General features: G+C 34.6%; 37 protein-coding genes, 2 tRNA genes and 4 pseudogenes. 39 read left to right on the top strand and 4 right to left on the bottom strand.

The features are described from left to right. The first annotated feature begins 112 nt into the window (after nucleotides 1-112). Nucleotides 113-1217, top strand: a protein-coding gene (prfB, locus tag LA754_RS01280; RefSeq protein WP_141456981.1) for a peptide chain release factor 2 whose coding sequence is annotated in 2 segments (ribosomal slippage) — nucleotides 113-187 and nucleotides 189-1217 — 1104 coding nt in all. Because the reading frame shifts where the segments join, the coding sequence is not laid out codon by codon here. Nucleotides 1218-1299: 82 nt separating this feature from the next. Then, on the top strand, nucleotides 1300-1434 hold the full coding sequence (locus LA754_RS01285; protein ID WP_255703194.1) for a hypothetical protein: 135 nt from the start codon (nucleotides 1300-1302) through the stop codon (nucleotides 1432-1434). On the opposite strand, the pseudogene LA754_RS01290 reads toward LA754_RS01285, so the two are convergent. Together LA754_RS01290 and LA754_RS01295 are read right to left on the bottom strand one after the other, a co-directional pair. Beyond that, nucleotides 1392-1699: pseudogene (locus LA754_RS01290) on the bottom strand (transposase); the annotation flags it as partial. The gene LA754_RS01285 and the pseudogene LA754_RS01290 sit on opposite strands and share 43 nt — an antisense overlap. Before the next feature lie 15 nt (nucleotides 1700-1714). Next, nucleotides 1715-2593, bottom strand: a pseudogene (locus LA754_RS01295) (IS66-like element ISWen3 family transposase); the annotation flags it as partial. Nucleotides 2594-2678: 85 nt separating this feature from the next. Here LA754_RS01295 and tnpA point away from each other — a divergent pair. Next, nucleotides 2679-3116, top strand: a pseudogene (tnpA, locus tag LA754_RS01300) (IS200/IS605 family transposase). A gap of 63 nt (nucleotides 3117-3179) precedes the next feature. On the opposite strand, the pseudogene LA754_RS01305 reads toward tnpA, so the two are convergent. Next, nucleotides 3180-3689: pseudogene (locus LA754_RS01305) on the bottom strand (DUF6444 domain-containing protein); the annotation flags it as partial. A gap of 152 nt (nucleotides 3690-3841) precedes the next feature. Next, a complete protein-coding gene (locus tag LA754_RS01310; RefSeq protein ID WP_457923660.1) occupies nucleotides 3842-4324 on the bottom strand; it encodes a hypothetical protein in 483 nt (160 codons plus the stop codon). A 205-nt stretch (nucleotides 4325-4529) separates the two neighbouring features. Here LA754_RS01310 and carA point away from each other — a divergent pair, with 205 nt between their 5' ends. The 36 genes from carA to LA754_RS01490 all read left to right on the top strand — a co-directional run bounded on the left by carA (nucleotide 4530) and on the right by LA754_RS01490 (nucleotide 25370). Next, nucleotides 4530-5621: a glutamine-hydrolyzing carbamoyl-phosphate synthase small subunit gene (gene carA / locus LA754_RS01315; protein WP_236514842.1), complete on the top strand. Its 1092-nt coding sequence runs from the start codon at nucleotides 4530-4532 to the stop codon at nucleotides 5619-5621. A 114-nt stretch (nucleotides 5622-5735) separates the two neighbouring features. Continuing rightward, a tRNA-Tyr gene (locus tag LA754_RS01320) sits at nucleotides 5736-5818 on the top strand. Nucleotides 5819-5822: 4 nt separating this feature from the next. Beyond that, a tRNA-Gly gene (locus LA754_RS01325) sits at nucleotides 5823-5893 on the top strand. Nucleotides 5894-5971: 78 nt separating this feature from the next. After that, on the top strand, nucleotides 5972-7144 hold the full coding sequence (tuf, locus tag LA754_RS01330; RefSeq protein ID WP_457923661.1) for an elongation factor Tu: 1173 nt from the start codon (nucleotides 5972-5974) through the stop codon (nucleotides 7142-7144). A gap of 14 nt (nucleotides 7145-7158) precedes the next feature. After that, nucleotides 7159-7479, top strand: coding sequence for a 30S ribosomal protein S10 (rpsJ, locus tag LA754_RS01335; protein WP_077188181.1), 321 nt, complete (start codon nucleotides 7159-7161; stop codon nucleotides 7477-7479). A gap of 9 nt (nucleotides 7480-7488) precedes the next feature. Next, the gene (gene rplC / locus LA754_RS01340) at nucleotides 7489-8211 is read left to right on the top strand and encodes a 50S ribosomal protein L3 (RefSeq protein ID WP_006279218.1); all 723 of its coding nucleotides are present in this window, start codon (nucleotides 7489-7491) and stop codon (nucleotides 8209-8211) included. Nucleotides 8212-8213: 2 nt separating this feature from the next. Next, the gene (gene rplD, locus LA754_RS01345; protein WP_012673183.1) at nucleotides 8214-8828 is read left to right on the top strand and encodes a 50S ribosomal protein L4; all 615 of its coding nucleotides are present in this window, start codon (nucleotides 8214-8216) and stop codon (nucleotides 8826-8828) included. Continuing rightward, nucleotides 8825-9112, top strand: a complete 288-nt coding sequence (locus tag LA754_RS01350; protein ID WP_015589144.1) for a 50S ribosomal protein L23 — start codon at nucleotides 8825-8827, stop codon at nucleotides 9110-9112. Before rplD ends, LA754_RS01350 begins: the two co-directional genes overlap by 4 nt. A 1-nt stretch (nucleotide 9113) precedes the next feature. Beyond that, the gene (gene rplB, locus LA754_RS01355) at nucleotides 9114-9938 is read left to right on the top strand and encodes a 50S ribosomal protein L2 (RefSeq protein ID WP_077190362.1); all 825 of its coding nucleotides are present in this window, start codon (nucleotides 9114-9116) and stop codon (nucleotides 9936-9938) included. Nucleotides 9939-9941: 3 nt separating this feature from the next. Beyond that, nucleotides 9942-10226, top strand: coding sequence for a 30S ribosomal protein S19 (gene rpsS, locus LA754_RS01360; RefSeq protein WP_006279181.1), 285 nt, complete (start codon nucleotides 9942-9944; stop codon nucleotides 10224-10226). A gap of 5 nt (nucleotides 10227-10231) precedes the next feature. Further along, the gene (gene rplV / locus LA754_RS01365; RefSeq protein ID WP_007549821.1) at nucleotides 10232-10579 is read left to right on the top strand and encodes a 50S ribosomal protein L22; all 348 of its coding nucleotides are present in this window, start codon (nucleotides 10232-10234) and stop codon (nucleotides 10577-10579) included. 39 nt (nucleotides 10580-10618) lie between these two features. Further along, nucleotides 10619-11233 (top strand): 30S ribosomal protein S3, encoded by a 615-nt coding sequence (gene rpsC, locus LA754_RS01370; RefSeq protein ID WP_264329534.1) that lies wholly within the window; start codon nucleotides 10619-10621, stop codon nucleotides 11231-11233. 14 nt (nucleotides 11234-11247) lie between these two features. After that, complete coding sequence (rplP, locus tag LA754_RS01375) at nucleotides 11248-11661, top strand: 50S ribosomal protein L16 (protein WP_010962752.1); 414 nt, start codon at nucleotides 11248-11250, stop codon at nucleotides 11659-11661. 11 nt (nucleotides 11662-11672) lie between these two features. Continuing rightward, the gene (rpmC, locus tag LA754_RS01380) at nucleotides 11673-11876 is read left to right on the top strand and encodes a 50S ribosomal protein L29 (RefSeq protein WP_006279350.1); all 204 of its coding nucleotides are present in this window, start codon (nucleotides 11673-11675) and stop codon (nucleotides 11874-11876) included. Then, nucleotides 11869-12105, top strand: a complete 237-nt coding sequence (gene rpsQ, locus LA754_RS01385; protein WP_006279349.1) for a 30S ribosomal protein S17 — start codon at nucleotides 11869-11871, stop codon at nucleotides 12103-12105. Before rpmC ends, rpsQ begins: the two co-directional genes overlap by 8 nt. Before the next feature lie 13 nt (nucleotides 12106-12118). Then, nucleotides 12119-12478: a 50S ribosomal protein L14 gene (rplN, locus tag LA754_RS01390; protein WP_006279348.1), complete on the top strand. Its 360-nt coding sequence runs from the start codon at nucleotides 12119-12121 to the stop codon at nucleotides 12476-12478. Next, a complete protein-coding gene (gene rplX / locus LA754_RS01395; RefSeq protein ID WP_006279347.1) occupies nucleotides 12478-12795 on the top strand; it encodes a 50S ribosomal protein L24 in 318 nt (105 codons plus the stop codon). Before rplN ends, rplX begins: the two co-directional genes overlap by 1 nt. A 6-nt stretch (nucleotides 12796-12801) precedes the next feature. Beyond that, nucleotides 12802-13335: a 50S ribosomal protein L5 gene (gene rplE, locus LA754_RS01400; RefSeq protein ID WP_006279346.1), complete on the top strand. Its 534-nt coding sequence runs from the start codon at nucleotides 12802-12804 to the stop codon at nucleotides 13333-13335. A 16-nt stretch (nucleotides 13336-13351) separates the two neighbouring features. Next, the gene (gene rpsN / locus LA754_RS01405; RefSeq protein WP_006279345.1) at nucleotides 13352-13660 is read left to right on the top strand and encodes a 30S ribosomal protein S14; all 309 of its coding nucleotides are present in this window, start codon (nucleotides 13352-13354) and stop codon (nucleotides 13658-13660) included. A gap of 21 nt (nucleotides 13661-13681) precedes the next feature. Then, nucleotides 13682-14077 carry a 30S ribosomal protein S8 gene (rpsH, locus tag LA754_RS01410; protein WP_007551150.1) on the top strand — a complete coding sequence of 132 codons (396 nt, stop codon included), beginning with the start codon at nucleotides 13682-13684 and terminating at the stop codon, nucleotides 14075-14077. 16 nt (nucleotides 14078-14093) lie between these two features. After that, nucleotides 14094-14639: a 50S ribosomal protein L6 gene (rplF, locus tag LA754_RS01415; protein ID WP_077190326.1), complete on the top strand. Its 546-nt coding sequence runs from the start codon at nucleotides 14094-14096 to the stop codon at nucleotides 14637-14639. A gap of 5 nt (nucleotides 14640-14644) precedes the next feature. After that, nucleotides 14645-15016: a 50S ribosomal protein L18 gene (gene rplR, locus LA754_RS01420; protein ID WP_006279867.1), complete on the top strand. Its 372-nt coding sequence runs from the start codon at nucleotides 14645-14647 to the stop codon at nucleotides 15014-15016. Between the two features lie 12 nt (nucleotides 15017-15028). Next, nucleotides 15029-15541, top strand: coding sequence for a 30S ribosomal protein S5 (gene rpsE, locus LA754_RS01425; protein ID WP_010962748.1), 513 nt, complete (start codon nucleotides 15029-15031; stop codon nucleotides 15539-15541). 3 nt (nucleotides 15542-15544) lie between these two features. Then, nucleotides 15545-16015, top strand: a complete 471-nt coding sequence (gene rplO, locus LA754_RS01430) for a 50S ribosomal protein L15 (protein ID WP_006279863.1) — start codon at nucleotides 15545-15547, stop codon at nucleotides 16013-16015. Nucleotides 16016-16018: 3 nt separating this feature from the next. After that, nucleotides 16019-17347: a preprotein translocase subunit SecY gene (gene secY, locus LA754_RS01435; RefSeq protein WP_077188178.1), complete on the top strand. Its 1329-nt coding sequence runs from the start codon at nucleotides 16019-16021 to the stop codon at nucleotides 17345-17347. Then, nucleotides 17344-17985: an adenylate kinase family protein gene (locus tag LA754_RS01440; protein ID WP_077188177.1), complete on the top strand. Its 642-nt coding sequence runs from the start codon at nucleotides 17344-17346 to the stop codon at nucleotides 17983-17985. Before secY ends, LA754_RS01440 begins: the two co-directional genes overlap by 4 nt. A 59-nt stretch (nucleotides 17986-18044) precedes the next feature. Continuing rightward, nucleotides 18045-18413 (top strand): 30S ribosomal protein S13, encoded by a 369-nt coding sequence (gene rpsM / locus LA754_RS01445; RefSeq protein ID WP_010962745.1) that lies wholly within the window; start codon nucleotides 18045-18047, stop codon nucleotides 18411-18413. Nucleotides 18414-18437: 24 nt separating this feature from the next. Then, nucleotides 18438-18824 (top strand): 30S ribosomal protein S11, encoded by a 387-nt coding sequence (gene rpsK, locus LA754_RS01450; RefSeq protein WP_015589137.1) that lies wholly within the window; start codon nucleotides 18438-18440, stop codon nucleotides 18822-18824. Between the two features lie 21 nt (nucleotides 18825-18845). Then, a complete protein-coding gene (locus tag LA754_RS01455; protein ID WP_077188176.1) occupies nucleotides 18846-19913 on the top strand; it encodes a DNA-directed RNA polymerase subunit alpha in 1068 nt (355 codons plus the stop codon). Nucleotides 19914-19920: 7 nt separating this feature from the next. After that, a complete protein-coding gene (rplQ, locus tag LA754_RS01460) occupies nucleotides 19921-20349 on the top strand; it encodes a 50S ribosomal protein L17 (RefSeq protein WP_007550873.1) in 429 nt (142 codons plus the stop codon). 23 nt (nucleotides 20350-20372) lie between these two features. After that, nucleotides 20373-20723, top strand: coding sequence for a YraN family protein (locus tag LA754_RS01465; protein ID WP_012673177.1), 351 nt, complete (start codon nucleotides 20373-20375; stop codon nucleotides 20721-20723). Between the two features lie 41 nt (nucleotides 20724-20764). Beyond that, nucleotides 20765-21325 (top strand): ATP synthase F1 subunit delta, encoded by a 561-nt coding sequence (gene atpH / locus LA754_RS01470; protein ID WP_077188175.1) that lies wholly within the window; start codon nucleotides 20765-20767, stop codon nucleotides 21323-21325. Beyond that, complete coding sequence (gene atpA / locus LA754_RS01475; protein ID WP_012673176.1) at nucleotides 21322-22863, top strand: F0F1 ATP synthase subunit alpha; 1542 nt, start codon at nucleotides 21322-21324, stop codon at nucleotides 22861-22863. Before atpH ends, atpA begins: the two co-directional genes overlap by 4 nt. A gap of 9 nt (nucleotides 22864-22872) precedes the next feature. Continuing rightward, on the top strand, nucleotides 22873-23367 hold the full coding sequence (gene greA / locus LA754_RS01480; protein WP_077190318.1) for a transcription elongation factor GreA: 495 nt from the start codon (nucleotides 22873-22875) through the stop codon (nucleotides 23365-23367). Between the two features lie 6 nt (nucleotides 23368-23373). Continuing rightward, on the top strand, nucleotides 23374-24018 hold the full coding sequence (gene ribB / locus LA754_RS01485; protein WP_007549343.1) for a 3,4-dihydroxy-2-butanone-4-phosphate synthase: 645 nt from the start codon (nucleotides 23374-23376) through the stop codon (nucleotides 24016-24018). Between the two features lie 71 nt (nucleotides 24019-24089). Then, nucleotides 24090-25370 carry a M48 family metalloprotease gene (locus tag LA754_RS01490; RefSeq protein ID WP_077188173.1) on the top strand — a complete coding sequence of 427 codons (1281 nt, stop codon included), beginning with the start codon at nucleotides 24090-24092 and terminating at the stop codon, nucleotides 25368-25370. The last annotated feature ends 32 nt before the right edge of the window (nucleotides 25371-25402 follow it).

Below are 25402 nucleotides of genomic sequence, written 5' to 3' on the forward strand. Positions count from 1 at the left end.
CTTAAACATTAAAGTATAATGGAATTATTTAAATTAACTATCATATGGTTAAATTTCTATTTTGTTTACTGTTATTGTTATTGATAGTAAATATATTAAAATCTAAAGTATAATGAAAACTTATCCAGAAATTCTTGAACACTTTCAAAGCTTAAATAAAAGTATTTCTCTTATCAGGAGGTGTCTTTGACATAGAAAAATTAAAGTTGCGTCTTGAAGAGCTTGACTCCCAAGCGTCGAATGATGACCTATGGCAAGATAACCAAAAAGCACAAGAAGTTTTAAAAGAACGTTCTAAAATTAAGAATGACGTAGAGTCGTTTTTAAAGCTGGAAAGCGATTACAACGATGCCATCAGCTTGATGAAGTCTGCTATTGATGAAAATGATGAAGAATTTTTCTCTGAAGTTGAAAATGAATTAGCTAAGCTAGAGAAATTAATCAAGTATAAAGAAACAGAGTCCTTATTTACTGGTGAAGCAGATAATAATAACTGCTTTTTAGAAATCCACTCAGGAGCTGGCGGAACCGAGAGCAATGATTGGGCTGAAATGCTGATGCGCATGTATATAAGGTGGGCAGAAATTTATCACAACTTTAAAGTTGAAGTTGTAGAAAAATTAGAAGGAGAGTCAGTTGGTATAAAGTCTGCAATGATAAAAATCGTTGGAGAAAAAGCTTATGGGTGGGCAAAAAGTGAAAGTGGAATTCACAGGCTGGTTAGAATATCGCCATTTGATGCAAATGGTAAACGTCATACCAGTTTTGCAAGTGTAGGAGTAACTCCAGTGATAGAAGATTCAATTGATATTGCTGTGGATGAAAAGGATCTAAAGATCGACACCTATCGTGCTTCCGGAGCAGGCGGTCAGCATGTGAACAAAACTGAAAGTGCAGTACGCATTACGCATATTCCAACTGGTGTTGTAGTTCAATGCCAAAATGGTCGTTCTCAACACAGAAATAAAGATGAGGCATTGAAATTACTTAAAGGACGTTTATACCAAATTGAACTGGAAAAGAAAGAACAAAAGATGGCTGAAGAATATGGTAAAAAATGCGATATAGGCTGGGGCAATCAGATCAGATCGTACGTTATGCATCCATATCAAATGGTGAAGGATTTAAGAACCGGACATGAAGTGGGCAATATAAATTCTGTTTTTGATGGTAATATAGATTGTTTCATAGTTAGTGTGCTTACTAAGCAAAATTAAGAATTCATTTGGAGTTGACTTTACTTGCTGTGATAGGTGATAATTAAAAATACTATTTAAAATTAGAGGTAAAGTTATTGCAATGAACTATAAGCAATGGGAAGAAATATTAAGTACAGTTAATAAAGAAGTGACCTTACCCAGAAAAAGTGGAGAGAAAGTGTGGAATGTTTTTTACAAAAAGAATGATGCATCAAATTGTTCTGGAATGCAATAGTTAATAGTGACGTTGTTTGTTATAAAAAATTTCTATGTATTCAAATATTGCAGTTCTAGTTTGTTGAGCAGAGTGTTGTGAAGTATCAATAAGTATTTCTCTTTTCAATGAGCTAAAGAAGCTTTCCACAACAGAATTGTCGTAACAACAACCTTTATGACTCATCTATGTTTTTTATGGATAAGAGATATTGATAACCTTGCGAAGTATATTGTGAACCTTGATCACTATGTAATAGTAGATTTTTGGCAGGTTTACGGTATCCGTTCAGGAGAGTGGTTTAAGAAACAATAGATAGGAGATTTTGGAAAGGATTGAGACCCCTTTGTTTCCAAGTTAAGTATAATGAAATTATCCGCTCAAGGAATGTATTTCCCCGCTTTGATTGTGTAAAATATGAGTTTTTGCGATAAACGACATAATGCCGAATTTGCCGTTCAGCGTGGTTATTTGTCAGCGGAATATTTTCTGGGTCATCTAAAAATTTCCACATCATTCTTTCAGATCTTAGAACATTTTTTGCAACTCGAGAGGCTCCAATTGCTTCAGGTAAACGAGATATCTCCTTCAAGTAATACTTTGTACGTTTTCTTAATTTTCTGGCACGTCTGACAAACCTCAAAACATCTATCTCACTTTTTAGTAAAGCTTTTTTTAGTGCAAATAATTCAGTGGCCACGTTTCTCAAGTAACAACCCAGAACTTTAACTTCAATATTCCAACTATGTGCTAATCTTTCAAAATCTCTTGATAAATGTGCCCAACAGATTTGCCTGTTTTTATCGGCAAAATAATTGTATGCTGCATACCTGTCAGTTATTACCAAGCTATTGCGATTGCAGAATTTACTATTTTGTAAAACTTTCATTCCTCTTGACTCTGTAAATTTTACAAAACTTGCCGTATTGCTTGCAAACATCCAACACCAAGCGAGTTTACCTTTGTTATAATGGCTCGTTTCATCAATATGTAGAACTTTACTCCTACTTATCTCTTGTTCGATCTGCTCATACATTTTTTTGCATTTTGAAGCAACTCTATGTTCACTACTTGATATGCTACCGACGCTTATGTTCAAATTGAAGATATCATTTACGACACTCGCTATTTCGCGTTTTGAATTTTTGTAGAATCCGCTGAACGCTGCAATTATTGACTTTCCATAGGATGGTACAAGCCTCCACCTTCTAGGTGGAGAAACTTTAGTTTGTCAATGTCATAACTGTACTTTATAAAGTATAGTTATGACGGAATATGACAAAGGAAAACACACTGTATTTTATCATAGGTACCATATAGTCTGGATTACAAAATATCGGTACAGAGTATTAACTAAGGCTATGAAGGAGAGAATACGAACAATCATAGCAGAAGTATCTGAAGAAATGGGGATTAAGATAGAAAACGGAGTAATATCATCAGATCATTTACATTTATTCGTAGTAATACCTCCTCATATAGCTGTGAGTGATTTTGTTCAAAGAGCCAAAGGCAGGTCTTCACGCAAAGTTCAACAAGAATTTCCAGAGCTAAATAAAATGTACTGGGGAAAGCGTTTTTAGGGAAGAGGATACTTTAGTGCTACCAGCGGACATATCACAGATGAAGTCATTAATGAGTACATCAATAAACATACAGATGCACATCAGCCTCATTCTATATCTAGTATAAGATTGGAGTAGCTTCAGCTTCTCATCGCGCTTCCAGCGCTATATCCAACCTTTCGGCTCTCAGCCGATAGTGGTTGAGTTAACCCTTGGACCAAATGTATTTGGCGTAACACCTTCCGGTAACTTGCTACTTCTTCTCTTTCCGCATCTCCGACAACGGCCATGTTCTAACTGATATTCCACTACATAAGGCTTGATTTCTGGAAGATCAACTTTCTGATGAATATATGGTTTTTCACATATTGCAATTTCTCCTCCGCATTCGCAAGTATTAGGCAACTCTATCTTTACTACTTTATCTGCATCCATGTTGGCGCGAAAACTTCCTTTATGACCAACCTGACCGCCAATATTCCTTTCGCTTTTCGGCTTATTCTTTTTTATTTTATACAACTCTTTGGAACTTGGTATTGATGAATTTTTCGAGCTTAAACCGAGTCTTTCTCTTAACTCAGCATTTTCTATCTTTAAAGCCTTATTTTCTGCTTTTAAACTTTCATTCTCTTTTTCCAATCTTTCTATTTTTGCTTCTAACCTTTCTATTTTTTGCTGTAAATTTTTGCAAAGTTCTAAAAGGTTTACCATATTATTTCACTTTTGCTCTATGATTATCTTTTTAGATCACCTTGTCTACCTTATTCTGCCACTCCGCTTAACGGATACAACAAAGGAGGCTGAACCCTTTTCAAAACCTTCTATCTATTGTTTCTTAAACCACTCTGCTGAACGGAGACAGTTTAGGCTGTTATGCCTGGCGGCTTTGTTGGAATAAGTTTTTCAACACTGCTAACAATAAAGTCAGTGATACCGTCAGCTACCTTATCGAATTTATTGTTTATATCTTTTCCTATTTCTTCATTTTTAACATATTCGTGTAGAGCTAAAGCAGTTATAGCTGCACATGCTGCAATCAAGCCAGTTTTTGCTATAATGAGCATTGATAATCCTCCTACCAATATAGATGTTAATCCAATAGCCAGGTTTATAATTTTACTTTGTGTTGTTTGTTGTGCTTCCTGATTTTGACCTGCTTCCTTCTTTTCAAGAACGTTTGATATTATTTTTGAGACAATTTTTACCGCGATTATTGCAATTGCGGTCATAGCTAATCCTATGGCTATTTTTGCTAAGAGAAAAAATGATGGCAACACCATCGTAAAGAATAGTAAACCAGCTCCTGCAATTAGTAACTTATTTTTAGACTGAAACCCACTTAGCATAATAACTAACCTCTCTATTTTTTAACTACCAAATATATCTAATATAAAATACGGAGATAGTCAACATATTTTATGGAAGGGCGTGTTAAAAATTTTTTTCATATTGTTCTTCGCCGCCTTATGGTTGAATTTGGAGTTTTAGAAAGAGTTACGTATTATTTGAAATTCTTGTATACTGTTTTGAATCAGTTAAATAGATAATGAAGTGCAGGACGCAGTTTTAATTTTACAAGATGGCAAATGCTTTTGGGGAAAATCAGTAGGTAAAAAAGGCAAGTGCATAGGTGAGATCTGTTTTACCACTGGTATGACCGGGTATCAGCATACTATAACTGATCCTTCTTTTGCCGATCAAATTATAACGTTCACTTTTCCTCATATTGGTAACATTGGAGTAAACCATAAAGATAATGAAGGAAAGAAAATTTTTGCAAGTGGTGTGGTTATGCGTGAACTTTCTTCTATGTCCCACTCTTCTTCATATATCAGTTTAAATGATTGGTTAGAGAAAAATAACGTGATTGGGATATCAGGAGTTGATACTAGAGCTTTAACGAGACATTTGAGAGAACATGGATCTCAAAATGGAATGATATACCCGTCAAGCGAGACGCATGTGTTGGATGAATTGAAGAAATACAAACCTGTAAATGGGATAGAAATAACCAATAAAGTTAGCTTGCATAGTAATTTTAAAAGAGACCTTAATGCAAAATATAGGGTTGTAATCGTTGATTTTGGCGTAAAAATCAGTATAGTTTCACGCTTAATAGAACTTGGTTGTACAGTTGAATTAATCAGACCAAGCACAGGTTTTGCTCAAAAAGTGTTGAGTATGAATCCAGATGGTATAGTGCTTTCAAATGGTCCTGGTGATCCGCAAGAAATAGGAGAAAGTGTAGTTTCAGAAATAGACATTATTATAAAATCTAAAATACCAATTTTTGGCATATGCATGGGCCATCAATTACTTGCGATTACTTTGGGGGCAAAGACCATCAAGATGGATATAGGTCACCGAGGGAGTAACCATCCAGTTTATGATGTAATTAGTGGAAAAGTTGAGATCACTAGCCAAAATCATGGTTTCGTTGTTGATTCAGCTTCTCTTCTAAGTAATGTTGAAATTACTCACATTTCTCTATTTGATAATAGTGTAGAGGGAATAATGATGAAGGATTACCCAGTCTTTTCTGTGCAATACCATCCAGAAGAAGCGCCAGGTACGCATGATTCGCATTATTTGTTTAAACGTTTTATTGACAATATTGTGTTGTATAAAATGAAATCTGCGTGATTTTAATCAGGGTAGGTTTTATTGCTTGATTTTTTAATTTTAGGCGTTTAGTATTAAATACAATAAGAGCTTAAGTTAAGATGCTAAAATAGTATTCTCTTAACAAATTTTTGCGGAGGAGTGACCGAGTGGTTAAAGGTAACAGACTGTAAATCTGTCCGCGTGAGCGTACGTAGGTTCGAATCCTACCTCCTCCATTGTGCGGGTATAGCTCAATGGTAGAGCTCTAGCCTTCCAAGCTAGTGACGTGGGTTCGATTCCCACTATCCGCTCTTTTTTTTGTTGTATTTTTATAAAATCAACATATTATTTATTGATGTATTTGTATTTTAGGTAGAAAAGTTTAAATTATGACAGCAATAGTGGAAGCATTTGGAAAGCCGCATGTAAATGTGGGAACAATAGGACATGTGGATCATGGGAAGACAACGTTAACAGCGGCGATAACAAAGCATTATGGAAATTTTGTAGCGTATGATCAGATAGATAAGGCGCCAGAAGAAAGGAAGAGGGGGATAACGATAGCAACAGCGCATGTTGAATATCAGACGGAAAAAAGGCATTATGCACACGTTGATTGTCCTGGACATGCTGACTATGTAAAGAACATGATAGTAGGTGCAGCACAGATGGATGCGGCGATATTGGTAGTGTCAGGGGTTGATGGGCCAATGCCACAAACGAGAGAGCATATATTGCTGGCGAAGCAGGTAGGTGTTGGATATATCGTGGTGTATATAAATAAAGCTGATGTTGCTGATGCTGATATGATAGATTTAGTAGAAATGGAAGTGAGGGAATTACTGAGTAGATACGGATTTCCAGGGGATGAAGTGCCTGTGGTGGTTGGTTCAGCACTCAAGGCGCTGGAGGATGACAGCAGCGAATATGGAAAGAAATCAATAGACAAATTGATGGAAAAGTTAGATGAATATGTAGCGGTTCCACCAAGGCCTGTGGATTTACCATTTTTATTGCCAATCGAAGATGTATTTTCGATATCGGGGCGAGGAACAGTGGTAACAGGAAGAATAGAGAAGGGAGAGATAAAGACGGGAGAAGAGATAGAGATAATAGGTCTGAAAGCGACGCAAAAGACGATATGCACAGGTGTTGAGATGTTTAAGAGGTTGCTGGATAAGGGAAGTGCAGGGCTCAATGTAGGAATATTGTTAAGAGGAACAAAAAGAGAAGAAGTGGAGAGAGGGCAAGTATTAGCGAAACCGGGGACGATAACACCGCATAGAAAGTTTAAGGCGGAGGTTTATATATTAAAGAAAGAGGAAGGAGGAAGGCATACACCATTTTTTGCGAATTACCAGCCACAGTTTTATTTAAGGACAACAGATGTAACTGGGAGCGTAAAATTGCTAGATGGGAAGGAGATGGTAATGCCAGGAGATAATGTGAGTATAGAAGTAGAATTGCAAGTACCGATAGCGATGGATAAGGGATTGCGTTTTGCGATAAGAGAAGGTGGTAGAACTGTTGGTTCTGGTGTTGTTTCTGAAATTTTGGAGTGAGTGTAGTAACTAAGATGAAGCAAGATATATATATTAACATTAAGGCTTTCGATTGTTCTTTATTGGAGGAGTGTGTTCGAAAATTTGTTGATGAATTAAAGCGGTCCGGTGCAAAATTATCTGGTCCGATTGCGTTGCCAAGGAAAGATTCTAAATTTATTGTTAATAGATCTCCTCACGTTGATAAAAAATCTCGTGAACAGTTTGAAATGAGAACTTCTAGGCGTTTGATTGTTTTACATGATCTTACTCCTACTATGATGCAGATGCTTACAGGTTTATCTTTTTCTGCTGGCGTAGAAGTGGATTTAAAAGTCAAGGAAGTTAAGGTTTAGGAGAAGGAAATGAAGAGAATAAATTCGCTGAGGAGAATTGGTTTACTAATGATGAATATTGGTCATACTGCTATGTATTCTGACAATAGTCGCATGGCTGTAACTTTATTGCATCTCAGCGAAACTTATATTATTGATATAAAAGGACAAGATAAATGTGGCTATAATTCAGTCATTTTAGGCACAGGAGATTTTAAAAATATAGCAAAACCTCAGTTGGAATATTTAAAGAAAAAGGGTATAAATAATAAATGTAAGTTATACGAAAGTAGATTAAATGACCTGTCGGGAATAGAATGTGGTAAAAAAGTGGGAATCAATCATTTTGTGGTTGGTCAATATCTTGATATTACGGGTTATTCTATAGGTAAAGGATTTGCTGGTGTGATGAAGCGGCATAATTTCAGTGGGCTTAGGGCATCTCATGGTGTTTCTATTGCTCACAGATCACAAGGTTCCACTGGCCAATGTCAGGATCCTGGTAGAGTATTCAAAGGAAAGAAAATGGCTGGTCATTTAGGTAACAGCAGGATAACTGCACAAAATATGAAGATATTATCCATTGATCATGAAAATAGTATAATTGCTGTGAAGGGTAATAATGTTCCTGGGTTTAAAAATTCCTATGTTTTTGTAAGAGATGCAGTTAAAAAATCTTTACATAAAGATGTTCCTTTTCCGGTAGGTTTACTGTTAGATGTAAATGATGATGCTAGTAATTTGGTAAGTTAGTTATGGAATGTAATTTAGTTAATCTATCTAATGATAATGTAGGTACTGCTCAGCTCAATCCTTTGATATTTTCTGCTAAGCAAAAATTGAGTATTTTGCATGATATAGTGAGATGGCAATTAGCGAAGAGAAGAGCTGGTACTCATAAAACAAAAGGTATTAGTGATGTCTCTGGTACAACAGCTAAACCTTATGGTCAAAAACGTACCGGTAGGGCAAGACAAGGGAGCTTGCGATCTCCTCAATTTAGAGGTGGTGGGATTATTTTCGGCCCTGTTGTGAGGAGTCATACTTATTCTCTTAATAAGAAGGTACGCAAATTTGGTTTAAAAATTGCTTTATCTCTAAAGTATTTAAATAATCAAGTAATTATTCTGGATAATTTAAATATTGATGTGAAGAAAACGTCTGAAATGTGTAAATGTATTAAAAATTTTAAATTTTCTTCCTTTTTGATAGTTGGTGATTATGGAGATGATTTGTTGCGTGCGGCTAAAAACTTGCACTATGTAGACTTAATCAAACCTATTGGGTTAAATGTTTTTGATATATTGAATCACGAATGCGTGATGTTGACAAAGGATACTTTAAAGCATCTTGAAGGTAGATTGTTATGATCAAATATAATAATATAATAAAATCTCCTATAATTACAGAAAAGGCCTCTTTTTTGAGGGAGAAGTTTAATAAATATTCTTTGTATGTTTTTGTAAATGTAAATAAGCGTCAAATAAAGTTGGCAATAGAGTCTCTATTTGATGTTAAAATTTCTTCTATAAATGTTGTTAGAATTAAGCCTAAATATAGGCGTTTTAGGGGTGTGATTGGTTGTGAAAAACAGAAAAAGAAAGTTTATTTTTCTTTGATGGATGGTCAAAAATTAGATATAATGAGCGTTTAGTATGGGTATGAAATTTTTTAATCCTGTTACTCCGTCTTCTCGTGGGACTGTGTTAGTAAGTAAAGTTGGTTTATCAAAAGATGAGCCAGAAAAGTCTCTTACATTCGGTAAAAAGTCCAGTGGTGGAAGAAATAATCATGGTAGAATTACAACTCGTCATAGGGGTGGTGGTCACAAAAAGAAGTATAGAGTGATAGATTTTAAGCGTAATAGAAGTGGTCAAGGTATAGTTGAAAAAATAGAGTATGACCCAAATAGAAGTGGGTTTTTGGCGTTAATATCATATAAGGAAGATGATATTAAGTCTTATATATTAGCTCCTCAAGGTATGAAGCCAGGTGATGTTGTTACAGCTGGGAATGATGCTGATATTTTGCCAGGGAATTGTTTACTACTCAAGCATATACCTGTTGGTTCTTTCGTTCATAATGTTGAGCTGAAGCCAGGTAATGGTGCTGCGATTGCTAGAGCTGCTGGTTGTTATGCACAAATCGTTGGTCGTGATGGCCAATATGTTTTATTACGACTCAGGTCTGGTCAAATTAGGTTGATTTTATCTTCTTGCAAGGCTACTATTGGTGTAGTATCTAACCCTGACCATAAGAATAGAAAGTTGGGTAAAGCTGGGAGAAGTAGGTGGCTTGGGATTAGACCTACTGTACGTGGAGTTGCAATGAATCCGGTTGACCATCCTCATGGAGGCGGGGAAGGAAAAACCTCTGGTGGTCGTCATCCTGTTACTCCTTGGGGTGTTGCAACAAAAGGAAAGAAAACTCGAAGGAGAAATAAATCTAGTGATAAGTATATAAAACAATTGAAAGGTTAGTTTATGAGTAGATCTGCATGGAAACCTCCTTTTTGTCATCCTTCTATATTAAAGTCGGTGAATAATGCTTTAAACAAGGGGTTTGTTAACATGGCTATAAAAGTTCATTCCAGGGCTTCTGTAATTCTTCCTAATTGTTTAGGTTTAAAGTTTGCTGTTTATAATGGTAAGGATTACATTCCTGTGAATGTTAATGATCAGAATATGATAGGTCATAAGTTTGGTGAGTTTTCACCCACTCGTAAATTTACTGGGCATAGTGGTGATAAAAAGGCGACAAGAAGGTAATTGATATGAAAAACAGAGATGTAATAGTTAAAGCTGGTTCTAGGGTTTTAAAATCAACTCCTCGTAAATTGAATTTGGTTGCTGGTTTAGTACGTAATAAAAAAGTTTCTTTTGCCACTGTGCAATTAAGATTTTGTGAAAAGAAAGCTGCAGGTCTTATAAGGAAGGTATTAAATTCTGCGATTGCTAATGCTCAAAATTATGGATTGGACATCGATAATTTATATATAAAAGAAATTTTAATAGGTAAGTCTCTTACTTTGCGTAGGGTATGTCCAAAAGCTATGGGTAGAGCTAATAGAGTTAGTAAACGTTATAGTAATATAACTGTAAAATTGGGGGAAATTATATGATTCATAAAAATAGAAAATTAATAAGGAAAGTGCAAAAATATGGGAAACGTTAATCCTAAAGGATTTAGGTTAAAAATAATTAATACTTGGTCATCTATTTGGTATGCTGAGAAGGGTTATAAACAAGGGTTGCATCAAGATTTATCTATTCGCAGTTATATAAATGAATCTTTTAAGCATGCTGGTGTTTCTAAAGTAATTATAGAGCGTACGATCGATTTGGTATCTGTAATAATACATTCTTCTAGACCTGGAGTGATAATAGGTAAGAAAGGCTCGGATATTGAGAAGATAAAGCAAAAGATAGCTGAAAAAGTAAAAAATAATGTGGAAGTGAATGTAGTAGGGGTTAAAAGGTCTGAAATAGATGCAGTTTTAATATCAAACAGCATTGCACAGCAGTTAGAAAAAAGGGGTTCATTTAGAAGAGCGATGAAAAAAGCTATTCAAAGTTGTTTGAGGATGGGTGCTAGAGGTATTAAAGTAAGTTGTTCTGGGCGCCTTGGCGGAGCTGAGATAGCTCGTACTGAGTGGTATAAAGAAGGCCGTTTGCCTTTGCATACTTTACGTGCTAATATAGATTATGCTTTTGCTGAAGCAAAAACTATATATGGCATCATAGGAGTTAAGGTCTGGGTTTATATTGGTAACTAATTAGGTATATTGAAATGTTTATTCCTAAAAAAAGTAAATATAAAAAAGTATTTAAAGGACGAATTAAGGGTAACACGAAAGGTGGTAGCACATTATCTTTTGGAGATTATGGTCTAAAGGCTATGGAGGCAGGTAGGATTCAATCTAAGCATATTGAAACTGCAAGGCGTGTAATATCTAGAACATTAAAACGCTCTGGTAAAGTGTGGATAAGAATTTTTCCTGATACCCCTGTTAGTAAAAAGCCGGCGGATGTGCGTATGGGTAAAGGGAAAGGTAGTGTTGAGTTTTGGGTATTTAAAGCTAAGCCCGGTAGAATGTTGTTTGAAATTAGCAGTGATGTTCCCATGCATTTAGCAAGATTGGCGCTTGAAAAGGCAACTGCTAAGCTTCCTATGAAGTGTAAATTTGTATCTAATCATAATTAAATGGAGTTGCAATGGATATAGCTGACATTGAATCGAGGTCCTCGCAAGAATTGCATGAAATTCTTGTGAATTTGAGAAAAGAGTTTGTTAATTTGGTTTTTCAAAAGAAGCTGGGCCAGTGCAACAATATTTCGCGTTTTAGCTTAATAAGAAAGAGCATAGCTCGTATTTTAACTACATTAAATAAAAGAAGAAGAGAGGAAAAGAATGCCTAAAAAGGTTTTTTGTGGTACTGTAACTAAGGCTAAGTGTGATAAGACTGTAAAGGTTTCGGTATTACAAGTGTATAAGGATGAGCTGTATAAAAAGGTTATAAGAAAATACAAGAAGTATACAGCACATGATGAGAATAATAGTTGTAAAGAAGGGGACAAGGTTTTAATACAAGAACACAAGCCTATTTCTACTACTAAAAAATGGGTTATTGTTAATAGCTCACATTGAATAGGATATTTATATGATTCAAAAAAATACATTGTTGGAAGTAGCTGATAATTCTGGCGCGCGTGCAGTGCTTTGTATTGGTTTATTGGGTGGTAGAAAGTCTGCATCTATAGGTGACACAGTTATTGTATCTACTAAATCTATTACTCCAAGAGGGAAAGTTGAGAAGGGAAAAGTATATAGAGCAGTTGTGGTGAGGGTGAAAAGCCCTATTAGAAAATCTGATGGTTCTGTAATTCGTTTTTCTAGCAATGCTGTAGTTTTGATTAACGATCAAGGTGAACCACTTGGCACTCGGGTGTTTGGTCCGGTAAAAAAGTTATCATCTGGTTCTTTTATGAAGATAATGTCATTAGCTGTTGAGGTTTTATAATGAGTGCTAAAATAAAAAGTGGTGACGACGTTATAGTTTTAACTGGTAAAGATAAGGGAAAAATTGGTAAGGTAATCAAAGTTATAGCACGTGATGCTAAAAAGAAAGTAATTGTTTCTGGAGTGAATGTGCATAAGAGACATACTAAACCAAAAGCTGGTAGTAGTGGTGGTATATTAAATAAAGAGTTAGCTATTGATATATCCAACGTTGCAACATTGGACCCTAAATATAAAACTCCAACTAGAGTGGGGTTTAAGGTTATAGACGGTAGAAAAGTGCGTTTTGCAAAAGTTTCTGGAGAAGTGATAGATTAGGTTGATATGTTTAAAGAATTGTATAAAGATAGCATAGTAAAGTCCTTGAAGGATAAGTTTAATTACGGCAATATAATGCAAGTGCCTAAACTTGTCAAGGTGTGTATCAATATGGGCGTTGGAGATGCTGCTACAGATAGTAAAGCAATAAATGAACCACTTGATAGCCTATATTTGATTGCTGGGCAGAAGCCTTTATCAACTTTTGCAAAAAAATCTATTTCTGGCTTCAAGATCAGAAAAGGTGCTACAGTAGGTTGCAAAGTAACTTTGCGTAGAGATAAAATGTATGTGTTTTTAGAAAGATTGATATATATTGCTTTGCCAAGGGAAAAAGATTTTAGAGGATTTAGTGTGAAGCAATTTGACGGTAATGGTAATTTTTCCTTTGGTATAAAGGAACATATCTCGTTTTTAGAAATAGACTATGATAAAATAAGTAAAATTAGAGGTATGGATATTAATATTATAACAAGTGCAGTTAGTGATAAGGAAGCAAAGGAATTATTACTGGCTCTTAAATTTCCTTTTTTTGATTAATTGAGAGGAGAAATATATGGCAAAAAAATCTATGATAGAAAGAAATCTTCGCAGAATAAAGTTGTGCGATCAATATAAAGAAAAAAGAGAAAAATTGAAATCTATAATAAATAATAAGAATTTGTCTATTGTAGAAAGGTTTACAGCTCAAAATAAATTAATTAAAAAATTGCCTAGAAATTCTTCTAAAACCAAAATTAGAAATAGGTGTGCTTTAACTGGGAGACCAAGAGGAGTATATAGAAAATTTGGTTTATGTAGAATTGTTTTGCGTGATTTATGTTCTTTTGGGCAAATTCCAGGAGTTACAAAGTCTAGTTGGTAAATATAATATAAGGAGTATATTGTGGCGTTATCTGATAGTATTGGTGATTTTTTAACAAGGATACGTAATGCTCAATTGGCAATGCATAGGGCAACAAGGGTACTGTTTTCTAAGATGAATTCTTCTATATTGGAGATTTTAAAAGAGGAAGGGTATATCCTTGATTATGAAAAGCAAGTTGTAGATAATTTACCTTCTTTCATTGTAAAATTGAAGTATTATGAGAAGTCACCTGTAATTAGTGACATAGTTAGGGTGTCAAAGCCTGGTTGTCGTCGTTATTCTAAGTATAAGGACATTTCTAAAGCATATAATGGTCTTGGTATTTTTATTATATCGACACCCAAAGGAGTGATGACTGATTATAATGCACATAAGTTAAAGGTTGGTGGAGAAGTTTTGTGTCGTGTGTTTTAAATAATAGGAGAAATTCATGTCTCGTATAGGTGCTGCTCCTATCAATATTCCTGCTGGTGTTTCAGTTGAATACAATAATGGTAGTATGTTAATAAAGAGTGCTAAGGCTGAAAAGGAAGTTAGCTTGATCAGGGATGTTGTGTGTCAGATTATTGATAATCAGCTATTGCTTTCTGTTGATCGAGATAAAGATAATTATGATAAAATAAAGCCTATGTGGGGCACTTATAGGAGTAATATTAATAATATCATTAACGGCATGGTTGATGGTTTTTCTGTTAATCTTGAGATTAACGGTGTGGGATATAAGGCAGAGTGTGATGGTAAGTATTTGACTTTATATCTTGGTTATAGCCATAATGTTAAATATAAAGTGCCTAAAGATGTTGAGATTAAGTGCATAAAGCCAACTCACTTAGTAGTTAGTGGTATGGATAAGCAGAAGGTCTATATGGTGGCGTCTGATATATGCAAAATTAGAAAATATGATCCTTATAAGGGTAAGGGTGTTGTAATAAAAGGCAAATTTATGCTGCGTAAGGTTGTAAGTAAAAAGAAGTAATAAAAATGAAAAGATCGTATAATTTTTTAAGTAATTCTGAAAAAAGGAAGTTACGTAATAGAGCGAAGCTTGACAAGAGCGCTGAACGTTTACGCATATCCATATTTAAATCTAATAGGCATTTTTATGTCCAGTTGATTAATGATGTAAAAGGAATAACTCTCACTTCAGCTTCTACTTTGGATGCTAAAATTAAGGATGTATGTAAAGGGAAAGTCAACGCTGAAACTATAAAACAGGTTTCTTCTTTAATGGTTGAGCGTCTGTCTGGCATGAAATTAGAGCAGCAGCTTACGTTTGATCGTGGAGCGTATAAATACACAGGATTAGTTTCTCAATTTGCTGAGGCTTTAAGAAGTTCTGGATTTGAATTTTAGAAGGTTTTGAATATGGCTATAAAGAATTTACAAAATAATAATGATTTATCAGAGCTTTTAGTTTCGGTACGAAGAGTGACAACGGTTACCAAAGGTGGTAGAAGATTTTCATTTTCAATTTTGGTTGTTGTTGGCGATGAGAAGGGTAGGGTAGGGTGTGGAATAGGTAAGCACGCAGAAGTTGCTGAAGCAAGAGTCAAAGCTGTAAATGCTGCAAAGAAATCAATGATTAGAGTGTACTTGCGTGAAGGTAGAACTTTGCATCATGATATTAAAGCTAAATTTTGTTCTGGTGAGATAGTTTTAAGAACCGCAAGAGCCGGAACAGGTATTATTGCTGGTGGAGCGATTAGATCAGTTTTTGAGGTGTTAGGTATAAAGGATGTGGTAGCTAAATCCACTAGATCAAATAATCCTCATAACGTTATATGTGCGGTGTTTAAGGCTTTTGATAGTATGTTATCTCCTCGTCAGGTAGCAAGCAAAAGAGGCAAAAAGATTAGCGAGATAGTTGGAAACAGGTAAAGTATGAATAATGCTGTAAAATTAAACTCTATATTTACTAAATTATCTAAGAAAAAGAAGCCTAAGTTGCTGGGTAGAGGTATCGGTTGTGGTAAAGGTAAAACATCCGGTAGAGGGCATAAAGGGCAGAAGGCTAGAAGTGGAGTTTCTATAAATGGTTTTGAGGGTGGACAACAGTCTATATATACTCGTTTGCCTAAAAGAGGTTTTAAGCCTATACGTAGGAGCATATACTCTATAATTAATGTTGGCGATATACAGCGCTTAATGGAAGCTAAAAAAATAGTGAAAGACTCTGTTATAGATAAGGAGAGGCTGTATAAATTAGGTTTTATAAAGTCTATTAAGGATAAAATTAAACTTCTTAATAAAGGTAAGTTGAGCGAAAAATTTGTGTTTCATGTTGATTTTGCGTCAGAAGCTGCAAAAAAATCTGTAGCTTCAGTTGGTGGTAGTGTGGAAATACTATCGTAAGTCATGGGCAATAAATCAGCATTTAATAGCTTGGATCCTACGTTGTTATATAAAGGCGATTTATTAAAGCGTATATTTTTTACGCTAATAGCTTTAATTTGCTATCGCTTGGGTACTTATGTGCCTATTCCTGGAATTAATCTTGATGTAATTAATGATATATTTCCCAAAGATGGCTCAGGCGTTTTTGGAGTATTTAATTTATTTTCTGGTGGTGCATTGGCTAGAATGACAATTCTAGCATTGAACGTTATGCCATATATAATGGCTTCTATCATTATTCAGTTACTTTCTTCTGCGATTAAAGGAATGAAGGAAGTTAAGAATGATGGAGAGTCAGGCCGTAGAAAGATGAATTCTTATATACGCTATCTGACCATAGTAATTTGTGTATTTCAATCAATTCCAATTTTGGTTGGGTTGGAAGGGATGAATAGGGAAGGGGTATTGGTTGTAATCGAACCTAGTGTTATGTTTCGTACAATAGGTGTTTTCAGCCTTTTAGGTGGAACTATGCTTTTAATATGGCTTGGTGAACGAATCAGCGCTAGCGGTATAGGCAATGGTATCTCATTAATCATTTTCACGGGTATAATATCAGAGTTACACAGCGCTTTGTCATCTTTGTTAACGTTAAATAAAAACGGTAGCGTATCGTTATTTATTATCCTTTTTGTTTTGGTATTGTTTTTTTTGCTGCTACTCTTAGTCATTTTTGTAGAGTCTTCTTATAGAAAGGTTATTGTTCAACATCCTAAAAAGCAATTTAAAAGATTACATAATGACGATTTTACTTATATTCCATTGAAGATTAATTTATCTGGTGTAGTACCAACCATTTTTGCTAATGCAATTTTATTGACACCTATTTCAATTGCAAATTTCTATAAGGGGCACGCTTTTTCTGATTTTATTTTGAATTACTTTATGGCAAATAAAGTAGTATATATTGTAGCCTATTTGGTGCTGATAGTATTTTTTAATTTTTTCTATACCAATTTTATATTTAATCCAGAGGAAAACGCAGATTTTCTTAAAAAAAATGGTGGTTTTATACCTGGTAGAAGGCCTGGGAAACATACTTCTGATTACCTTCAAGATATAGTTTTTAAGTTGACATTCATTGGCTCTGCGTATTTGGTAGTCATATGTACTGTACCTGAAGTTATGAGATATTATTATGATATACCATTTATTTTTGGTGGGACGAGCTTACTGATTATAGTGAACGTTATTACTGATACTGTTATGCAAATACAATCTTATATTTTTTCAAATAGGTACGACAACTGGATAAAGAAATATGAGTCTAAAACGAGGAAAGTAAGATGATCATTACGATTTTTGGTCCTCCAGGTTCTGGTAAAGGTACTCAGTCAAGCTTGTTAATAGCAAAATATAATTTAAAATTAATTTCAGTAGGGGATTTATTAAGGAATATTATATCTAGCAGTAGTGAGTTAGGTAAAAAAATAAAGGGTACCGTGGAATCTGGTAATTTAATTCAAGATGAAATTATATGTGGATTATTACGTGACCAGATTGCATTAGTGGATGATAATTGCTTATTAGATGGTTTTCCGAGAAATTTAAACCAGGCTCATTTTTTGACTCAAGTTTTGCAAGAAAAATATAATAGGGATGTTGACATTGTAGTTGAGCTGCAGCTTGACGATAATATTGCAATCGATAGGTTAAAAAATCGTCTCGCGTGTTTGGACTGTAAAAGCATATATAGTGTATCTTCTTTTAAGAGTACTACTTGTGCTAAATGTAAAAGTACGAGGTTAGAGAAAAGAATTGATGATGCTGATATGTCTGCAATTAATAAGAGAATAAGTGAATATCACCTTCAAATGAAAGGTTTACGCGAGTATTATAAAGGCAAATTATTAACAATTGACGCTAATTTGAGTGTTGATGAGGTAACGCAAGAGATTGAAAGTAAAATTTCTTGTAATTTGGTTTGACTCTGAGTTGTTTTATGGTATAAATTAAGAGTTGTTATTAATAAAGTATCGAGGTACCAGTGGCACGTATTGCAGGCATAAATATTCCAGTGAGGAAATGTGTTCCTTTTGCATTAACTTATATATATGGTATAGGTATTGCTACTGCGAATGTAATTTGTCACGCTTGCGAAGTTGATAAGCGCAAACGTGTTTCAGAATTACGAGATGAAGATATAGAAAAGATCAGCGGTTTCATTAGACAAAATTATGTTATAGAAGGTGAGCTCAGAAAAGAAGTGGCTATGAACATAAAATCTTTAGTGGAAATGGGATGCTATAGAGGGGTGAGACATAGAAAAGGTTTACCTGTGAGAGGGCAAAGGACTCATACTAATGCTAAGACTCGTAAAGGTAGATCTCGGTTGCCTATTGCTGGGAAAAAATAAAATTTATTATTATTGTGAGTTTTAATGAAAAAAGTCAAAACGGTTAGTAAGAGTAAGAAGGAGTTTATTACTGGTGTTGTCCATATTCGTGCAACTTTTAATAATACTTTTGTAAATGTAACTGATGTTCATGGTAATACGCTATGTCAAACTTCTGTGGGTGCATGTGGTTTTTCAGGTTCGAGAAAATCCACACCTTATGCTGCAGGTAAGGCTGCGGAGTCTGCTGCGAAGAACGCAATGGAGAGATTTGGTATGAAGGTTGTCTCTGTAATAATTCGCGGTCCTGGCTTTGGTACCGAAGCTGCGGTTAAAGCACTTCAGAGCTGTGGGTTGACTGTGACTTCAATTGCAGATAAAACCGCAATTCCTCATAATGGGTGCAGGTTAAGAAAAAAAAGAAGAGTATAGGATATTTGAAAAGGTTGTTTTATGTATTATAATAATGATGTTTCTCTCTGTAGCAATTTAGATAAATTGATTAAACCTAGTTCAGTTAAGGTAATATCAGATGATTCAAGTGAAAAAAGTGATATAGTGCTAGAACCGTTGGAAAGTGGTTTTGCTTTAACATTAGGTAATGCATTAAGACGTGTAATGTTATCTTCTCTTAAAGGTAGTGCTGTTTATGGAATAAAAATTGAAGGTGTAACTCATGAGTTCACTTCAATTCAAGGGGTGAGAGAAGACGTAACTGATATAGTATTAAATATGGGTATGTTGAGGTGTAAATTAAATGGTGCTTCTAATAAATGCTTAAATTTAAACGCTAAAGGGCCTTGCCAGGTATTAGCTGGGATGATAGAAACTGATGATCAATGCTCTATTGTGAATAAGGATTTATTAATATGTACGCTGGGGCAAAATGTAGAGCTTAACATGACCATATATGTGGCTAGCGGAAAAGGTTATCTTCCTGTAATTAAGTATAAAGAAAACGAACTTTTGAAGCTTATGAGTGAACAGGATTTAATTGGTTTTATTCCAGTTAATGCTTTGTATAGCCCTGTCAACAGGGTTTCGTACAGGGTAGAGAACAGTCGTGTTGGCCAAGTGACTGATAAGGATAAGCTGATATTGTCAATTGAAACTGATGGTACAATTTCTCCGAGTCAAGCTGTTGACTCTGCTGCAAGAATATTACAGGAGCAACTTCAGCCCTTTATTAGTTCTGATGTAAGTTATAAAAAATCGCAGGTTTCTTCGTCTAGTGGTGCTAAAGATTTGGGTTATGACCCTGTCTTATTGCGTAAGGTAGATGAAATGGAATTATCTGTCAGGTCTCATAACTGTCTGAAAAACGAAAACATCACTTATATAGGTGATCTTGTGCAAAAGACAGAAGGTGAAATGTTAAGAACTGCTAATTTTGGCAGAAAGTCTTTGAATGAGATTAAGGCAGTTTTGACTAATTTTGGCTTGTCTTTGGGTATGAATGTGCTAAACTGGCCACCTAAGGATATAGATGAGTTGGCTAAACAACATACTGATGAAGATTAGGTGATATATGAAACATGGAATAAAAAAACGTAAACTATCTCGTTGTACTGAACATAGATTATCGACGTTAAAGAATCTATCTATCTCATTAATTAACCATGAGCAGATTGTGACTACTTTACCAAAAGCTAAGGAACTTCGTCCATATGTCGAAAAGTTTATTACAATTGCTAAGAATAAGAATACTTTACATGGTAGAAGACTTTTGCTTTCACGCCTTCATAATAGTAAGTTAGCAGTTGATAAGTTATTAAACGTCTTAGCCAGCCGTTATCAAGATCGTAAAGGTGGGTATTCTAGAATAATAAAATTTAGCACTCGAAAGGGTGATTGCGCTTCAATGGCAGTGATAGAACTGGTTGATAGGGATATTGCAGCAAGAGGTAAGGTTTATAGTAAAAATAAAGAAGGAGGCAAAGTAGTTACACAAAGTTAATTGTTATCATAATTGTTCTTCTTGTGGTAAGTAGGTTACGCTACTTTGTAGGTTACTTTGGCGAGTTATTAGTTTTAGTATATTTAAAACTGAAATGGTATAATGTTATAAAACGCCGTTACCGTTGTAAGTTCGGTGAAATTGACTTGATTGTATCTAAAAAAAAGGAGCTGATTTTTATAGAAGTTAAAACAAGTTTACTTGGAAAAGAAATACCGATATCTCATCTTCAATGTCAGTCTATTATAAATTCTTCTAAGTATTTCTTAAGTAAAAACCTTAGTTTTTTAGATTATTCAGTCAGATATGATTTATATTTTCTTTCCTTAAAGAGAAGACCTGTTTATATAAAAAATGCTTGGATTGAAGAATGAAAGATTTGTAGCTGAATTAATTTAGATTTACTGGATTTAATATGAAAAAGACCCAATACAATAATTTAGTTTCATCTTACGCTAGAGTGCTATTTCATGTCTCAGGAAGCAGGTTAGGTATTATAAGGAAAGAAGTAGAATTTTTGTTGGCTTTTTTTAAGGATCAACGTGATGTTTTTGTGTACCTATCTCATCCTATGATTTCTTTTGCACACAAAAAAGAAGTGACGCTTTCTATAAATGAGCACTTGAGTGAGAATTTAGTAAAATTTATTATGGTTATATTTGCAAATAAACGCTCTAGTTTATTGATCCTTATATTAGAAAAATTCTTAAGTCTTGCAAGAGAAAATGAAAATGAATTCGAAATTACTATAAAGTCAGCAGAAACTTTAAAGGAATCTGATATAAAAATAATTACTGAATCTTTGAGCTTTCTTGGTAAAATAATAAAAGTAAGCAATGTGGTTGACCCTTCTATACTAGGTGGCTTCGTAGTTAGGTATGGTTTTAATTTGATCGATGCTTCGCTAAAAAGTTACTTGGATAGGTTAGTTGACTTAAGTAAAATGGAAATATTAAAAGTAAGGAATTTTGTATGAAGAACAGTATGAATGTTTCTGAGATAGCAAGTATAATAAGAGAAAAGGTTGAGACGTTTGATAATCCTATAAAGCGGGAAAATATAGGTGAAGTAATTTCAGTAACAGATGGTATCGCATTGGTTTATGGGCTGGAAAAAGCAAAATTCGGTGAAAAGGTATTTTTTGCAAGTGGTGTAGAAGGAATAGTTCTCGATTTAGATCATGATACGGCTGGAATAGTTGTGCTTGGTAATGACCGTGATGTGAAAGAAGGGGACGTTGTAAAATGTAGTGGTGATGTTGTGCAGGTGCCTGTAGGGCATGAATTGTTAGGGAGAGTTGTAAATGCGTTGGGCCATCCTATGGACGACGGTGGGGAAATTAGAGCCAAAAACAGAATGGATATAGAATCTAAAGCGCCAGGCATTATTGATCGTAAGTCTGTGCATGAGCCACTGCAAACAGGAATTAAAATTATAGATTTGCTAATTCCAATAGGTAGAGGGCAGCGTGAATTAATTATTGGTGATAGACAAATTGGTAAAACTACTATTGCGCTTGATACTATTATCAATCAGAAGAAGATTAACGATGAGGTAAACGAAAATCAAAAAGTTTACTGTGTTTATGTTGCTATTGGGCAAAAAATTTCAACAGTAGCAAAAGTGGTAAATAAGCTGAAAGAAAGCGGAGCATTAGAGTATACAACTGTAGTTGTGGCTAGTGCATCTGACTGCGCGCCTATGCAATTTTTAGCACCTTATGCTGGTTGCACTATTGGGGAATTTTTCCGTGACAATGGAATGCATTGTTTGATTATATATGATGATTTATCTAAGCATGCTGTGGCATATAGGCAGATGTCTTTATTGCTCAGACGTCCTCCTGGTCGTGAAGCTTACCCTGGAGATATATTCTATGTACATTCTCGCTTGCTTGAAAGAGCTGCTAAAATGTCTGATAAAAAAGGGCAGGGTTCTTTAACTGCTTTGCCAATTGTCGAAACTCAAGCTGGTGATGTATCTGCATATGTGCCAACAAATGTTATTTCAATTACCGATGGGCAGATCTTTCTTGAGTCTGAATTATTTTATAAAGGATTTCGACCTGCAGTAAATATAGGTTTGTCAGTTTCACGGGTTGGTTCTGCTGCACAACTAAAGTCTGTGAAGAAAGTTGCTGGTTCTATAAAGCTAAGCTTAGCTCAGTATAGAGAATTAGAAGATTTCGCAAAATTTGGTTCTGATCTTGATGCTAGTGTTCAATTATCCTTGAATAAGGGTAAATATCTTGTCGAGTTATTAAAGCAAAAACAACATTTACCTATGTCAATAGAAGAACAAGTAGTGCTGATGTATATTTTTTCTAACCTATATAATCAGTTAAGTAAAATACAAATAAGTTACATTAATAAATTTGAACATGATCTTATTAATTATTTTCATACTGTGCATCCTGGGGTTTTAAAAAAGTTGTCAAATGACATGAGTGATGATATAAAAGGTGATATTTTTAACATTGTGAGTAATTTCGTTACTCAATTTAATTGCGTTTAGGTGGTGATTATGGCTTCATCCATTATTAATAAATTTCCTATAACGAGTGAAGGTTTTGAGAATATGCAAGCCGAACTTGAAAAATTAAAGGAAGAAAAACCTTCTGTGATACAGGCTATTTCTGATGCTCGTGATCAAGGTGATTTGTCTGAAAACGCAGAGTATCATGCAGCACGGGAAAGGTTAGGTTTTATTGAAGGCCGTATAATGGAGATAGAAAGTAAGCTCTCACATGCGGAAGTAATAGAAGTAAAAAATTTGTCTGGTGATTCAGTAATGTTTGGTGCAACTGTGACATTAAGCATGTTAAGTGATAATAACGGTGAAGTGGAATATGTTTATAAGGTTGTAGGCGAATATGAAGCTGATGTTTCAAAGCAGTTAATATCTACTAGTTCACCACTTGGGAGTGCCTTAATCGGCAAAAAAGTCGGCGAATATGTGGAAGTGACAGTGCCAAATGGAGAGAAATTGTATAAAATAGTTAAGATTGAATTTAAGTAAATTATTATGGTACAGGCCACTTATGCTTCAATGAGTCTACCAGGTATTTCTTCTGTGGAAGATGTATTAGAGGATGCTCGTTCCGGTAAATTATTCATTTTAGTTGATGATGAAAATAGAGAAAATGAAGGCGATTTGATTGTCTTAGCTGAGAAAATAAAGCCGGAACATATGGCTTTTATGGTTAGGTACGGTACAGGGGTTGTTTGCTTAGCAATGACTAAATTTCACATGAAAAGGTTGGGCCTTAATTTCATGGAAAAGAAAAATATTGGTGAAAATCATACCGCATTTACTACATCAATTGATGCGCGTTATGGCATTACAACCGGTGTTTCAGCAGAGGATAGAACGAAAACTATACATGCTGCTATCAACAAGGATGGTACTCAGGATGACATCATAACTCCAGGTCATGTTTTTCCTGTAATTGCACATAAAGGTGGGGTGGCACAACGTGCTGGTCATACTGAAGCGAGTGTTGAAATGGCGAAGTTAGTAGGGTTTGATCATTCAGCAGTTATTTGTGAATTAGTGAATGATGATGGCTCTATGATGCGCTTACCTCAGTTACTTAAATTTGCTGAACAACATAAAATTAAGTTAACTACCATCGACAAACTTATCAGTTACGTTAAAAATTTAAACTAGCGTTTATAAATTTGTATAATTTAAGTGTTAAAATATAGAATTTCTATAAATTATACAAGCACAGAATTTTCATGTTTAGAGTTGCTAAGTTTTTGACCTTATTGTTCTTTTTTGCATATTATAATAATGCTTACTCTATTAACATTATTAGAGATAGTGAAGTGGAAGCAATAGTGAAAGAGCTAGCGCAACCTTTATTTTCTGCTGCGGATATTGATCATGAGCAAATAAAAGTTTTTATAATTAATGACAATTCGATTAATGCTTTTGTAATTAACAATAACAGTATTTTCATTCATTTAGGACTTTTACAATATTCGGCTAAACCTTATGTCCTGCTTGGTATATTAGCACATGAGATTGCTCACATATCTGCTGGTCATATATTGCAAATGAGTAGTGCTATGGGTTATTTTCAATCGATAGCAATGATTAGTTATATGGTAGGATTAGTTTCTAGTATTATCATTAACCCTCAGGTTGCTGGTGCAATTTTGCTTAGTGGTGTAGCGTTTAGTTCAAGGCTATTTTTTAACTATTCTCAAGAGCAAGAAAGTGTAGCAGATAGCTATGCTTTAAGGTATCTTGATGAATCTGGCTATGATAATTCAGGTATGAAAGAGATTTTTGATTATTTTAAAAGTATTGAGCATGAGAACACCGAGGAATATTTCCGCACTCACCCACTTAGTGAGAAACGTATATTTGCTGTACAAAATTATAAGGTTAAAAACAACGTAAAACCAATTTTTGCGGATAAGTTACTAAAGTTTGAGCGTGTGGTTGCCAAGCTAGACTCTTTCTTTGCTCCTATTCATGTGTTATCTAATAAATATGAAAATAATTCTGAGTATGTAAATGCTATAGTTTGCTATAGGCAAGGAAAGATAGAAGAGGCTATTGCTAAAGTTAATTCATTGATTCAAGAGTCACGCAATGACCCATACCTATATGAATTAAAAGCAGAAATGCTATACAAGGCCGGAAATTTAAGTGAAGCAATAAAAATGTATGAGGAATCGCTTAGGTATTTATCTGAGAAAAACAGTTATTTAGTGAAACTTGCATTATCTCATACTTTATTATTACACGGTGATGCAAAAAAGGCGATTTTTTACCTGGGGCAGATTTTGAATATAGAACCAAATAACGCTTTTGTCTGGAAGTATTTAAGCATTGCATATAAATGTGAAGCTGATACGGCAATGCATTATTTTGCCTTGACAAAAAAGGCTTGTATTGAAGGTGATTTAAAGCAATTTACAAAATATGCTGAGCTAGCTGTTAAAACTTTACCAAAAGATAGCCCTTATTTGTTGCAAGTTGAAGATATGAAGCGATTTAATGGATAACAAAAAAGCATTTCGTATCCGTTAAGCGGAGT

It is taken from the genome of Wolbachia endosymbiont of Muscidifurax uniraptor (genome assembly GCF_054149795.1).

Coding starts and splice junctions, on each gene's coding strand:
- LA754_RS01285 (WP_255703194.1), top strand. CDS start 1,300: ATGAACTATAAGCAATGGGAAGAAATATTAAGTACAGTTAATAAAGAA.
- LA754_RS01310 (WP_457923660.1), bottom strand. CDS start 4,324: ATGCTAAGTGGGTTTCAGTCTAAAAATAAGTTACTAATTGCAGGAGCT.
- tuf (WP_457923661.1), top strand. CDS start 5,972: ATGACAGCAATAGTGGAAGCATTTGGAAAGCCGCATGTAAATGTGGGA.
- rpsJ (WP_077188181.1), top strand. CDS start 7,159: ATGAAGCAAGATATATATATTAACATTAAGGCTTTCGATTGTTCTTTA.
- rplC (WP_006279218.1), top strand. CDS start 7,489: ATGAAGAGAATAAATTCGCTGAGGAGAATTGGTTTACTAATGATGAAT.
- rplD (WP_012673183.1), top strand. CDS start 8,214: ATGGAATGTAATTTAGTTAATCTATCTAATGATAATGTAGGTACTGCT.
- LA754_RS01350 (WP_015589144.1), top strand. CDS start 8,825: ATGATCAAATATAATAATATAATAAAATCTCCTATAATTACAGAAAAG.
- rplB (WP_077190362.1), top strand. CDS start 9,114: ATGGGTATGAAATTTTTTAATCCTGTTACTCCGTCTTCTCGTGGGACT.
- rpsS (WP_006279181.1), top strand. CDS start 9,942: ATGAGTAGATCTGCATGGAAACCTCCTTTTTGTCATCCTTCTATATTA.
- rplV (WP_007549821.1), top strand. CDS start 10,232: ATGAAAAACAGAGATGTAATAGTTAAAGCTGGTTCTAGGGTTTTAAAA.
- rpsC (WP_264329534.1), top strand. CDS start 10,619: ATGGGAAACGTTAATCCTAAAGGATTTAGGTTAAAAATAATTAATACT.
- rplP (WP_010962752.1), top strand. CDS start 11,248: ATGTTTATTCCTAAAAAAAGTAAATATAAAAAAGTATTTAAAGGACGA.
- rpmC (WP_006279350.1), top strand. CDS start 11,673: ATGGATATAGCTGACATTGAATCGAGGTCCTCGCAAGAATTGCATGAA.
- rpsQ (WP_006279349.1), top strand. CDS start 11,869: ATGCCTAAAAAGGTTTTTTGTGGTACTGTAACTAAGGCTAAGTGTGAT.
- rplN (WP_006279348.1), top strand. CDS start 12,119: ATGATTCAAAAAAATACATTGTTGGAAGTAGCTGATAATTCTGGCGCG.
- rplX (WP_006279347.1), top strand. CDS start 12,478: ATGAGTGCTAAAATAAAAAGTGGTGACGACGTTATAGTTTTAACTGGT.
- rplE (WP_006279346.1), top strand. CDS start 12,802: ATGTTTAAAGAATTGTATAAAGATAGCATAGTAAAGTCCTTGAAGGAT.
- rpsN (WP_006279345.1), top strand. CDS start 13,352: ATGGCAAAAAAATCTATGATAGAAAGAAATCTTCGCAGAATAAAGTTG.
- rplF (WP_077190326.1), top strand. CDS start 14,094: ATGTCTCGTATAGGTGCTGCTCCTATCAATATTCCTGCTGGTGTTTCA.
- rplR (WP_006279867.1), top strand. CDS start 14,645: ATGAAAAGATCGTATAATTTTTTAAGTAATTCTGAAAAAAGGAAGTTA.
- rpsE (WP_010962748.1), top strand. CDS start 15,029: ATGGCTATAAAGAATTTACAAAATAATAATGATTTATCAGAGCTTTTA.
- rplO (WP_006279863.1), top strand. CDS start 15,545: ATGAATAATGCTGTAAAATTAAACTCTATATTTACTAAATTATCTAAG.
- secY (WP_077188178.1), top strand. CDS start 16,019: ATGGGCAATAAATCAGCATTTAATAGCTTGGATCCTACGTTGTTATAT.
- LA754_RS01440 (WP_077188177.1), top strand. CDS start 17,344: ATGATCATTACGATTTTTGGTCCTCCAGGTTCTGGTAAAGGTACTCAG.
- rpsK (WP_015589137.1), top strand. CDS start 18,438: ATGAAAAAAGTCAAAACGGTTAGTAAGAGTAAGAAGGAGTTTATTACT.
- LA754_RS01455 (WP_077188176.1), top strand. CDS start 18,846: ATGTATTATAATAATGATGTTTCTCTCTGTAGCAATTTAGATAAATTG.
- rplQ (WP_007550873.1), top strand. CDS start 19,921: ATGAAACATGGAATAAAAAAACGTAAACTATCTCGTTGTACTGAACAT.
- atpH (WP_077188175.1), top strand. CDS start 20,765: ATGAAAAAGACCCAATACAATAATTTAGTTTCATCTTACGCTAGAGTG.
- atpA (WP_012673176.1), top strand. CDS start 21,322: ATGAAGAACAGTATGAATGTTTCTGAGATAGCAAGTATAATAAGAGAA.
- greA (WP_077190318.1), top strand. CDS start 22,873: ATGGCTTCATCCATTATTAATAAATTTCCTATAACGAGTGAAGGTTTT.
- ribB (WP_007549343.1), top strand. CDS start 23,374: ATGGTACAGGCCACTTATGCTTCAATGAGTCTACCAGGTATTTCTTCT.
- LA754_RS01490 (WP_077188173.1), top strand. CDS start 24,090: ATGTTTAGAGTTGCTAAGTTTTTGACCTTATTGTTCTTTTTTGCATAT.